Annotated in this window: 7 protein-coding genes; 5 read left to right on the forward strand and 2 right to left on the reverse strand. The window is 28.9% G+C overall.

Annotated elements, in window-relative coordinates; translation table 11 throughout:
• Positions 1-204 precede the first annotated feature (204 nt).
• Together clcA and katG are read left to right on the forward strand one after the other, a co-directional pair.
• Entirely contained in the window at positions 205-1,545 is a 1,341-nt protein-coding gene (clcA, locus tag DAD81_RS18760; protein WP_111709849.1) for a H(+)/Cl(-) exchange transporter ClcA, read from the forward strand.
• A 280-nt stretch (positions 1,546-1,825) separates the two neighbouring features.
• A complete protein-coding gene (katG, locus tag DAD81_RS18765) occupies positions 1,826-4,075 on the forward strand; it encodes a catalase/peroxidase HPI (RefSeq protein WP_111709850.1) in 2,250 nt (749 codons plus the stop codon).
• Positions 4,076-4,148: 73 nt separating this feature from the next.
• On the opposite strand, the gene DAD81_RS18770 is transcribed toward katG, so the two are convergent.
• Positions 4,149-5,324 carry an MFS transporter gene (locus DAD81_RS18770; protein WP_111709851.1) on the reverse strand — a complete coding sequence of 392 codons (1,176 nt, stop codon included), beginning with the start codon at positions 5,322-5,324 and terminating at the stop codon, positions 4,149-4,151.
• A 582-nt stretch (positions 5,325-5,906) separates the two neighbouring features.
• On the opposite strand from DAD81_RS18770, the gene sbcD reads away from it, so the two are divergent.
• The 3 genes from sbcD to DAD81_RS18785 all read left to right on the forward strand — a co-directional run bounded on the left by sbcD (position 5,907) and on the right by DAD81_RS18785 (position 11,874).
• Positions 5,907-7,109, forward strand: coding sequence for an exonuclease subunit SbcD (gene sbcD / locus DAD81_RS18775; protein WP_111709852.1), 1,203 nt, complete (start codon positions 5,907-5,909; stop codon positions 7,107-7,109).
• A gap of 12 nt (positions 7,110-7,121) precedes the next feature.
• Entirely contained in the window at positions 7,122-10,775 is a 3,654-nt protein-coding gene (locus tag DAD81_RS18780) for an SbcC/MukB-like Walker B domain-containing protein (protein ID WP_111709853.1), read from the forward strand.
• A 331-nt stretch (positions 10,776-11,106) separates the two neighbouring features.
• Complete coding sequence (locus tag DAD81_RS18785) at positions 11,107-11,874, forward strand: DUF2971 domain-containing protein (protein ID WP_111709854.1); 768 nt, start codon at positions 11,107-11,109, stop codon at positions 11,872-11,874.
• 111 nt (positions 11,875-11,985) lie between these two features.
• Here the strand turns inward: DAD81_RS18785 and DAD81_RS18790 are convergent.
• Positions 11,986-12,302: transposase (locus DAD81_RS18790; RefSeq protein ID WP_245949360.1), on the reverse strand; the 317-nt coding region annotated here is incomplete at its 5' end.

Below are 12,302 nucleotides of genomic sequence, written 5' to 3' on the forward strand. Positions count from 1 at the left end.
GAAGGGTTTAAAGACTCAAACAATTTTTTTAGCAGCAGAAAATTAATTAAAAGTTAATCTTTTTAATTTGGGATTTTTCTCTGCTATTAGAATGAAAATTTGTTTTATATTAGATGTTGCAAAAAATATAAATGATTGCTTTCAAAGTGAAGAAAATCTGTTTATAGAATATTTTTTGTAAATAATAAACTCAACTGATTTCATATGAAATTTAATGCCTCATACAGAATATATAGAGAATTAACAGATGAGAATACTAAAAATTTAAGGCTATTATTTTATGCGCTGTTAATTGGACTAATTGTAGGGCTTGTAGCTGGCTTATTTAGAATTTCACTTAGTTATATTGAAGATTTTAGAAATACCTTATTTAATAACGTAGAAAAAACTGATTTATTAAGTTGGTTGTGGCCAATATTATTTGCCATTATAGGTGTAAGTGTTGCGTTATTTTTAGTTCGTAAATTTGCTCCAGAAGCATCAGGAAGTGGTGTGCACGAAATAGAAGGAGCATTAGATGGTTTGCGTCCTATGCTTTGGAAAAGAGTTATTCCAATAAAATTTATTGCTTCATTATTTTCTTTAGGAAGTGGATTGTTGTTAGGAAGAGAAGGTCCAACTATTCAATTAGGAGCCAATATTGGTAAAATGGTTAAGGATACTTTGGGACAGACTGATATAGAAAATAACCCATTGGTTTCTGCTGGAGCAGCTGCCGGACTTGCCAGTGCATTTAACGCTCCTTTTGCAGGTATTATTTTTGTAATTGAAGAAATGCATGGGCATTTTAAATTTAATTTTTATTCAGTGGCAGCTATTATGATTGGTGCTGGTTCAGCGGATTTTATTGTAAGAATTTTAGTTGAAGCCAAACCAATTATACAAATGATGGTATTTCCAAGTCCAAATATTTATAGCTTGTGGTTATATATTATTCTAGGTTTATTGTGCAGTATAATAGGCTTAATTTACAATAAAGTACTTATTTTATCTTTAGATTTTTTTCAATTTTCTAATAAATTACCAATACTTTATACAGGGGTTTTTGTGGGGTCAATAATTACCATAATTGGATTTTTATCTCCTGATATGATAGGAGGAGGGTATATAACTATTACCAAAGTACTAGACAATTCATTTCCATTATTATTTTTAGTGTTTTTATTTAGTATAAGAATGTTACTATCTTTTTTTAGCTATAGTTTTGGTGTGCCTGGAGGGATATTTTTACCAATGCTTACACTTGGGGTTATTTTAGGTGTATTGTTTGGTATTATTATGCAACAATTTTTCCCCAATTTAATATCACATCCAGAAATTTTTGCTATTGCAGGAATGGCTGGTATTTTTTCAGCAACAGTTAAAGCTCCACTAACAGGCTTGGCACTGTCTATAGAAATGACATCTAACTATGAATTAATATTACCTTTAATAATTACCACGGTAACGGCATCAGTATTTACCACGCTACTTGGAAACAAACCAATTTATACAACCTTATTAAAACGTACTTTGGGAAAAGTAACACCTCAAGTAGAAAATTAAATAATTTCACCACATTGCTTTTGTTCATTTACATTCATAATACATTTAAACCTTTCTAAAAATATTCCCTTTTTTAATTTGAATTTTTAAAACCTATTTTTTAAGTGATATTAAAAATATAGGTACTTGAATCTATTCATTAAAACTATAAATAAATATGTTTCTATAAAATATATCTATCGTTAAATAAAGTATAAAAATTGAATAATTAATAATTCCAAGTAATAATTAGGTTAAATTTGATAGGAAACAAATTACTAATTATATAAACCTTTCTCAAATGGAAAACGATAAATATTCAAATTCATCAAACAAAGAAGGCAAATGTCCAATTCATCAGGAGCAAGATGGAGGTATAGGAGCCGATCATTCTCAATCATCGGGTAAATGCCCGGTAATGCATGGAGGAAATACATCAACCAAATCAACTGTTATGGATTGGTGGCCAAACGCACTAAATCTTGATATTTTGCATCAACATGATACTAAAACAAATCCATTAGGACAAGATTTTAATTATTATGAGGAACTTAAAAAATTGGATATAGATGCATTAAAAAAAGATATGCATGCTTTACTGAAAGATAGTCAGGAATGGTGGCCGGCAGATTGGGGACATTATGGAGGTTTATTTATTCGTCTTTCTTGGCATTCAGCAGGAACATACCGTACTTCTGATGGTAGAGGAGGAGGAGGTTCAGGTAATCAGCGTTTTGCACCGCTAAATTCTTGGCCAGACAATGTTAGTTTAGATAAAGCAAGAAGACTTTTATGGCCTATTAAGAAAAAATATGGTAATAAAGTTAGTTGGGCAGATTTAATTGTTTTGGCTGGTACTATTGCTTATGAAAATATGGGATTAAAAACCTTTGGGTTTGGTTTTGGGCGAGAAGATATTTGGCACCCAGAAAAAGATACTTATTGGGGAGCTGAAAAAGAATGGTTAGCACCAAGTGATGAGCGTTATGGTAATTTAGAAGATCCTAAAACTATGGAAAATCCTTTAGCTGCGGTACAAATGGGGCTAATTTATGTGAATCCAGAAGGAGTTAACGGAAATCCAGATCCATTAAAAACAGCAGCTCAAGTACGTGAAACTTTTGCGCGTATGGCAATGAATGATGAAGAAACAGTTGCTTTAACTGCTGGTGGACATACCGTTGGTAAAACACACGGTAATGGTGATGCAAGTATTTTAGGGCCAGATCCTGAAAGTGCAAATGTAGAAGAACAAGGATTAGGTTGGCATAACCCTAATAAATCAGGGAAAGGTCGCTATACGGTAACAAGTGGGCTTGAAGGAGCTTGGACTACACACCCAACAAAATGGGATAATGGTTTTTTTGAAATGTTATTTAATCATGAGTGGGAATCTGTTAAAAGTCCTGCTGGTGCTTGGCAGTGGGAACCTGTAAGTATTAAAGAAGAAGACAGACCTGTAGATGTTGAAGACCCTAGTATTCGCCATAATCCAATGATGACGGATGCAGATATGGCTATGAAGGTAGATCCTATTTATAAAGAAATATCTTTAAAGTTTATGAATGATCCAGCATATTTTTCAGATACTTTTGCACGTGCTTGGTTTAAATTAACGCATAGAGATATGGGGCCAAAAGCAAATTATTTTGGAACAGATGTGCCAAAAGAAGATTTAATTTGGCAAGATCCTATTCCTGCAGGAACTACAAATTATAATGTAATAGCTGTAAAAGAAAAAATTGCGGCAACAAATTTATCTATTTCAGAAATGGTAGCAACAGCTTGGGATAGCGCTCGTACTTTCCGTGGTTCTGATATGCGTGGAGGCGCCAATGGAGCTCGTATTCGTTTAGCTCCTCAAAAAGATTGGGTAGGAAACGAACCAAACCGTTTAAAATATGTTTTATCAATATTAGAACCAATTGCTTCTGAATTTGGTATTAGTATTGCAGATACAATTGTTTTAGCAGGTAATGTTGGGGTAGAAAAAGCTGCAAAGGCTGCAGGTTATGATATCACTGTTCCTTTTTCACCAGGTCGTGGAGACGCTACTGATGAAATGACGGATGCTGCATCTTTTGAACCTTTAGAACCTTTAGCCGATGGATATCGTAACTGGATTAAAAAAGACTACGTTGTAACTCCTGAAGAATTAATGCTTGATAGAACACAACTAATGGGTTTAACTGCACCAGAAATGACAGTTCTTGTTGGTGGTATGAGAGTATTAGGAACAAATTATCACAATACAAAACACGGGGTTTTTACCGATAATGTTGGTGAATTAACTAATGACTTTTTTGTGAATTTAACTGATATGAATTATACTTGGAAACCTACAGGAGCTAATTTATATGATATTTGTGATCGAAAAACAGGTAAAATTGTTTGGACTGCTACACGTATGGATCTTGTATTTGGTTCAAATTCTGTTCTACGTTCATATGCTGAAGTTTATGCACAAGATGATAATAAAGAAAAATTTGTAAACGATTTTATTAAAGCTTGGGTAAAAGTAATGAATGCAGATAGATTTGATTTAAACTAAAAAGTAGTTAATAATTATAAAAAAAAGCGGTTTAAGTTTATACTTAAATCGCTTTTTTGTAAATTAACTATTGTTATTTTACAATTGCTGAACGTTTTAAATAAAATAAATGAACTATAAGTATAGCTAAAGATAAGCTTAAACCAACAATAGAAACACCATACCATTTAAAATAGCTCCAAGCTATTGCTCCAATAAAAGTTCCTAAAGAACCACCAATAAAAAAGCTAACCATATAAATGGTATTAATACGGTTTTTTGCTTCTAAATTATTAGAAAAAATACAACTTTGATTTGTAATATGTAAGGATTGAAATCCCATATCAATTAATAAAACACCTATAATTAAACCAATCATTGAGGTACCTGAGACAAAAAATACACACCAAGAAATAATAAGTATTATTGATGAAAAGGTAATTAGTTTATTTTTATTAGTTGCGTTATTTTTTTTACCAACAACATTGGCTGTTAAAGCACCAACAATACCTAAAATTCCAAAAGAACCGGTTGTAGCGCTTCCATAATTAAAAGATTCTTCCATTAAAAAAGTTAAAGTAGTCCAAAATGCACTTAAACCAGCAAAAGCTAAAGCACCTCTTAAAGCCGCTAATCTAACGGTACTATTACTTTTAAAAATACTATAAATAGATTGCATTAACTTTAAGTAAGTTCCTTTGTAATCAGGTTTAATATCTGGTAATTTAATTATTAGAAATACAAATAATGGAACCATAACAAGAGAGGCTAGAAAAAACACAGATTGCCAACCTATAAACTCTCCTAAAAAACCACTAATAAATCGGCTTCCTAAAATCCCCATTAATAAACCACTCATTACAATTCCTATTGCTCTTCCTCTTGTTTTTTCATCTGATAAATGAGCGGCCATTGGAACTAATAATTGTGGAATAGAAGAAGAGAAACCAATAAAAAAACTACTAATTGTAAATACTGTTAAAGAAGTGGCTGTTGCCGCTGCAAGTAAGGAAGCTATAATTAAAAAAAAATCTATAATTATAATTTTTTTTGTAGCATATTTATCTCCCAAAGGAATCATAAATAACAACCCAGCTGCATAACCAATTTGCGTAAATAAAGGAACATTACTAACTTCAATTTCATTTACATGAAACCAATTTGCTATTAAAGCCAGTAAAGGCTGACAATAATAAATATTGGCAACTACTAAACCAGCAGTTATAAACATTAAATATAATAACGAATTAGATATGTTTTTTTGAGGCATTTTAAGTTAATTTGAAAACTGTGCGTAATGATTGTTCAGTTAAAATAGCTTGTAAAATTAAAACTAATAGTAATTGATTTTGTAAAATTAATGTGAAATATTTTGCAAATTTACTAGCAATTATATTAAAAAACGTTGCTTTGAGTGAATGTTTTTATAATTTAAATTACTTTCTACTTAAGGTTAAAGAAGACATTATTAAATAAGAAGTTTTCCTAACTAGAAGTTGTTTTACCGGAGGGTTGAAAAAGTAATTAAAGATGAATCTTAGCATAAAAAATAGGTGTTAAATGGTGGTCATTTCTTAAAGAAAATTATAGTACATCATTCATATTTAAGGGGTTGCTATAATTCAATTAAAACTACGACTAGATATTATAAAATACCAATTACTAGAACTAATTATAAATTAAGAAACAACATAAATTATGTGCTTATTTTACTTAAATTGGGAGTTCAAAATAAATGTAAAATATAACGCGTATTAATTCTTAAAAAAGATGTTTTAACCGGTGTAATTTAGGCTGATAAAAACACTTTTTTTAATTAGAAATAGCATATTCCACACAAGTTAAAAAGTAAATGAAAATACTTCACACAGCCGATTGGCATTTAGGACATAGACTGCATGAACAATCTCAATTTGAGGAACAAACATTGTTTTTAAATTGGATTGAAAGTTATATAATAGACCAAAATATAGATATTCTTTTAATATCAGGAGATATATTTGATACTGGTTCGCCATCCAACCAAAGTTTAGAAATGTACTATAGCTTTTTAGTAAAATTAAAAGCTACAAATTGTAAATCTATTATTATTACAGGTGGAAATCACGATTCTGCAGGGACTTTAAATGCACCAAAACATATTTTAAATGCTTTGTCAATAAAAGTTGTTGGAAAATCTACACAAAATATAGAAGATGAGGTTTTTGAAATTGATGTTAATGGCGAAAAAGTAATTATTGGCGCTGTTCCTTATTTACGTGATGGTGATATTAGACGAGCTGTTGCGGGAGAATCATTTGAAGAATTAACCGATAAATATAAAACGGCATTAATTAATCATTATAAAGCATCTGCAGAGCAATGCAAGCTAATAAATACAACCAACGCACCTGTTATTGCAATGGGACATTTATTTGCAACTGGAGGTTCAGTTTCAGATAGTGAACAAAATATTTATGTAGGCTCATTGGGGCATATTGGAGCAGAAGATTTCCCAGCATATTTTAATTATATAGCATTAGGCCATTTACACCGGCCTCAAATAATTGGTGGAAATGATAGAATAAGGTATTCTGGATCGCCACATATTTTAAGTTTTAGTGAAATTAATTATGATAAAAAAGTAATTGTTTTAACTATTGAAGAAAATGAAATTATTGAAATTAATGAGGATATAATACCTCGTTTTAGAGAATTTTATAGATTGGTAGGTACACTTTCAGAATGCATAGATAAATTTCCTGCAATTAGTTCTAATTACTATAAATTATCCCCTTGGGTAGAAATTGTTTTAAATGAAGATAATACAGTAAATACAGATAATTTAAAAAAATCAGCTGAAAATTATAGGTTTGAAATATTAAAAACTTCTTTAAAAAACCAGCGAAAAATTATAGGAATTGAAGAATTGTTAGAAAACACAAAATCTATTAAAGAGTTGTTGCCTACAGAAGTTTTTAAATTAAAATGCGAAGAAATGGGTTTTGATTTAAAAAATAGACCAGAAGTTTGGGATGCTTTCAATGAAATTTTACAATCGGTTAAAAATCAATAAAAGCAGGGAGCTATGAAAATATTAAAAATTGAATTACAAAATATAAATTCATTAAAATCTGATGCACCAATTGTTATAGATTTTGAAAATGAACAATTTAGAGATATTGGTTTATATGCCATTACAGGTTCTACAGGTGCAGGAAAAACAACTATTTTAGATGCTATAACTATTGCTCTGTACCATAATGTACCACGTTTTAAAGGAACAAAAGGAACTTTAATAGATGTTGTAAGCCATAGTGCAAATGATGCGTTTAGTAGAGTTACTTTTGAAAACGAGCAAGTAATTTATGAAGCCTATTGGGGAATTCGTTTAGTTTCTTCAACAGGAAAAGCGCTTAAAAATCCACAGGAAGAAGTAAGGTTAAAGAATTTAATAACGGGTGCAACTATAGCTGAATTAAAAAGAAATGTAATTGAAGAAGTTATTAAAGTAACGCAATTAGATTATAATCAATTTTTACGATCAGTTATGTTGGCGCAAGGTGAATTTGCTTCATTTTTATCTGCTAAAGGACCGGAAAAAGGAAAATTATTAGAACAGATTACTGGTGAGGAGATTTATAAAAAAATAGGTCAGGGAATTTTAGATAGAAAATCAAATGAGGATACTAAATTAAGAGATATTCAGGCTAAAATTAATTCTGATGATATTTTATCCGAAGAAAATAAGATTGAATTAACTGAAAAAGACAAGATACTTGATGCAGATTTAATTAAAACTGAAAAGGATTTAAAAGAGGTTCAATTAAAAGTTGATTGGTATGTTAACTTTCAGGAGGTAACTAATAAATTAGAAATATTAGACCAAGAGTGGAAACGAGTAGCGCTTGAAAGTGAAAAACATAAGCCAGAATTAGTATTATTAGATTTGAATGAAAAAGCCACACTTTTTAAAGATATTATTCAAAATTTAAATAGAACAGAGCAAAATAATATTCAAAAATTAAAGCAATTAAAAACTTTAGAAATTGAATTAAATGAACTAAATCCTACAATTAAAAAAACTACAGAACTTACTAAAACCGAAATAGAAGCATTAAATCTTGCAGAGAAAGAATTTGCTGCATGGTTGCCAAAATTTGATAAAATTACAAAGTTAGATGGTCAACTAAAAAATGAAGTAGAGAATAAGCAGAAGGTTGAGAAAAGTTTAGCTGAATTATCGGTAAAAATGGAAACATTGAAAACCGAAGGTAAAAAATTAATGAATCAATTAACTGAAACTGAGGCAAAACTTAAAATTGATGAAGCCTATATTTCTAAAAACGGTTTTTTAAAAGAAGTAGATCTAGAAATATCAGATTGGGCAAGTGAGTTAACTTCTTTAAAAGGCTATAAAGAAACGCTAAAAGCAGATTTAGCATTTGTTGTTAAAAAAAATAATGAGGTTTTACAAACTGCTCATATTTTAAAAGAAAAAAAGCAACTTCTAGATAATAAAACAGCGGAAATAAAATTAATTGAAGGAAAAATATCAACACTTACGGCAAATTTAAATGAAAATAAATTAACTGATTTATTAGCTCAAAAAGAGCAATTAACAAAAGAAGAAGCAAACTGGAAACAGTTTAAAAGTTTGGCTGAACAAACATTAAAAGCTGAAAATAACAAAACTCGTTTTATACATCAACAAAAAGAAAATGCAGTTGCCTTAGAAGATTCTAAAAAGAAACTTGAAGCATTAAAAAAAGAAATTGAACAACAGGAAAAGTCTGTTGTAGATGCTAATAAAATATTAGAATTAGAAAAAAGCATTTCAAAATACGAAGCCGATCGTAAAAACTTAAAAAGGGGAGAACCTTGTGGTTTGTGTGGTTCAAAAGAACATCCATTTACCGAATCTTTAACTAAAATGGGTGTTTCAAAATCTGAAAACGAACTAAATTTACGCAAAGAAAAATTACAAACTCTTATTAATTTAAAAAGTGAATTGGATAAAAAGGAAGTTGAATTTACTACTAAAATTGAAAATTTAACCATTCAAATAAAATCCATTATAGACGAGTTAAAAACTATTGAAACTACTGCAAAACTGTTAAATATAGATTGTGAATTAACCAATTTACCTAAAATTGAACAGCAATATAGTTTAGTAACTAAACAGATACAGTTATTAAGTGAACGCTTAAAAGTTACACAGCAATTACAAACCGATAAAGATAAATTATTGGTTAGTTTTGATGTAGTTCAAAAATCTGAAAATACACTTAAAACAGAACTTGCAACGTTAAATGAAACTATTAAGAATTCTAAATCTGCAATAGAAGAGAAACAAAAAATAATTGATAATTTAACAAAAGCATGTAATGATTTAGAAGTGGATTTAAAAACAAAACTATCTAAATTTAAATACGAATTACCATTAATTTCAAATACCAATTTTTTTATTCAAAATATAAAACAGTTAATTACCAGTTTTAATACAAAACAGAAAAATTTAGATGCTTTAAAGAGTAATATTACAATTATACATACTAAAATAGAACATCATAAAAAGCAGTTAGAAACAGATGTAAAAACACAAAACGATTATATTAAAAAAATAAGTAATTACGAAAAAATATACGAGCAATTAAAAACTGAGCGAAGTGCTATTTTACCAATTACTGTTTCGGTAGAAAACAAACGGACAAGTATGCAAGCGGTAAAAAATAACTTAACAAATAAGGTGGAGTTAAGTAAAAAGGAATTGCAAAAATTGTTTGATTTAAAAACAGAAAAAGTAGCATTACAAACTAAAAATGAAAAAGAACAAAAAGAGTTAATACAAGAGTTAAACACTTTAAATAATTCATTTAATATTCAATTAAAAAACAGTGAATTTCAATCTAAACCAGAGGTAGAATCTGCTTTGTTAAATAAAGAAGATCTATTAAAATTCACTAAAAATAAAGAGCAAATAAAAGAGGCTCAACTTAAATTAAAGGCCTTAAAAGAGGCAAATTTAAAAGTCCTAGAAGAACTGAAAAAAGCTAAAAACTTTGAAATTACCCAAGTTGATACCAAAAAGGCTTTAGAAGAATTGAATTTTAAAAACAAAGCTACTTTAACTGAAAAAGGTAAAATTTCAGAAGCATTTAGAAAAGACAAAGAAATTAGAGATAGAAATACTGAAGTTTATAAAAAAATAGAGGATCAGGCTGAAATTTGCAACGTTTGGAAAGATCTATTTAAAATTATTGGTAATTCTAAAGATGCCTTTAATGTTTATGTGCAACGTTTAACGTTAAAACATTTATTAGAACTAGCCAATATTCATTTATATAGTTTAAATAAGCGTTATTCTTTAAAAATGGAAGAGGCTTATAAACCAAAAGAAGAGCTTAATTTTAATTTAATAGATCATTATCAAACAGATAGAGCAAGGTTGGTAGATACCTCAAGTGGTGGTGAAAAATTTATTATTAGTTTAGCATTGGCTTTAGGATTATCAGATTTAGCCAGTAAAAATGTAAAAATTGATTCTTTATTTATTGATGAAGGGTTTGGAACTTTAGATAACAATACATTAGAAACTGTAATTTCTACATTAGAAACATTGCAGTCTCAGGGAAAGCTAATAGGTATAATATCTCACGTAGAAAACCTAAAAGAACGTATTCTTACGCAAATACAAATTACTAAAAAAAGCAATGGAGTTAGTGTGGTTAACATACTATAAATACTGATTTAAAAATTTTTGTTTTTAAATCAGTATCATTTTTATTTTAGAGTTTTTTTATACTTTTTTAAAATTTTAATACCCAGAATAAATCTCAGACTTGGTCTGGGATTTTAAGGTTACAATGTGAATATTATAACTCTAAATTTATTTTGAAACTCTATAAAGTTTGTTGCTTTTTTATTAAATTAGTCTCACAAAAAAAATTGCAAGAATACATTAATTTATAAAATAACTAAAAGTGGTTTTATCCCTTATATATTAAATGGATAAAAACATATAAGTTATGTATATAACGAGTTAGGGGCAATAAAATGATTCACAGAACTTTATGAAAAATGGAATAATTTATAAATATCTTTCTGTAAAAGATGCTTTGAGAGTCGTTATGAACAAAACATTGAAGTTTTCTCAACCTTTTGATTTTAACGATCCATTTGATTGTTATGAAAAATTATTAAAATTCGATGTAACAGAAGAATTTATAAAAGAACATTTAGAAAAAGGAATTTTACAATTAGATGAAAATGAGAGAAAACTCTCAAGTTCTGAATTGATTAGCCATTTAAAAAAGAATACTTACACATTTGAAAATAATGATGTTAAAAAAGTTTTTGAGAATAGTAAAAAACAATTATGGATTTCTTGTTTTAGCAAAACGTACAAAGAAATTTTAATGTGGTCACACTATGGGAATAATCATAAAGGAGTCTGCATAGGATTTAATTATAAAGGATTGAGCGAAACTTTTGATTTTATTCCTTCAAAAGTAAAATACAAAAAGAAATTTAAGAAAGTTGATTACTGCAATGATTATCAAAAAGCATTAAATTACCTTATCAACACAAAATCGAAAAATTGGAAATACGAAAAAGAAATTCGTTTGAGAACAAATAAAGATTTTGCTCCGAGTTTAAATGAAAATGGAATAATCTCAATAAAACCTAGCAGTATTTCTAGAATTATAATTGGATGTAATTGTAATATTAATTTGAGTTCGTTAAGTAAGAGATTAACAAAAATGAATTATAGTAATGTCGAATTGATTAAATTATCAAAGTCTGAAAACTCATTTAGTTTTGATGAAGCCAGAATATAAAAAACTGCCCCTAACACTGGTAATCGTTGCACAAGGCATTAAAAAACATAAAAACACAACTCAAAAGCTTCTTTTTAAGGGGCTTTTGTTTTTTACAATAGTAGTTAAATTTCAATTTTTAATGGTTGCTAAGCCTCTTGTTTGAAGTGTAAATAGCGCTTTTATATATAAAACAAAATAATGCATTGTTTTTGCATCATTTTTTATGGTTTTTGTAATGAATTTCAGATATTTCTTCAGGTTATAAGCCATCGCTGATAAATGCATTACCTTGTTTGCTTGTTGTATGCCAATGGTGTTAATTTTACGAAGTCCCATAAATTGAGTAAGGGTGCCAAATACTGGCTCAACGGTACTTTGCCGTTTAGATTTCATATAACGACCTTTTTTACTCTCTACTCGTTTGTTATTTCGTTGATATTCTTCGT

This window comes from Lutibacter citreus (assembly GCF_003260195.1).
In the GTDB taxonomy this organism is placed as follows: domain Bacteria; phylum Bacteroidota; class Bacteroidia; order Flavobacteriales; family Flavobacteriaceae; genus Lutibacter; species Lutibacter citreus.

Excerpts from the sequence above, each read along its gene's own strand:
- DAD81_RS18780 (WP_111709853.1), top strand. The coding sequence starts at position 7,122 with ATGAAAATATTAAAAATTGAATTACAAAATATAAATTCATTAAAATCT.
- sbcD (WP_111709852.1), top strand. The coding sequence starts at position 5,907 with ATGAAAATACTTCACACAGCCGATTGGCATTTAGGACATAGACTGCAT.
- DAD81_RS18785 (WP_111709854.1), top strand. The coding sequence starts at position 11,107 with ATGAAAAATGGAATAATTTATAAATATCTTTCTGTAAAAGATGCTTTG.
- katG (WP_111709850.1), top strand. The coding sequence starts at position 1,826 with ATGGAAAACGATAAATATTCAAATTCATCAAACAAAGAAGGCAAATGT.
- DAD81_RS18770 (WP_111709851.1), bottom strand. The coding sequence starts at position 5,324 with ATGCCTCAAAAAAACATATCTAATTCGTTATTATATTTAATGTTTATA.
- clcA (WP_111709849.1), top strand. The coding sequence starts at position 205 with ATGAAATTTAATGCCTCATACAGAATATATAGAGAATTAACAGATGAG.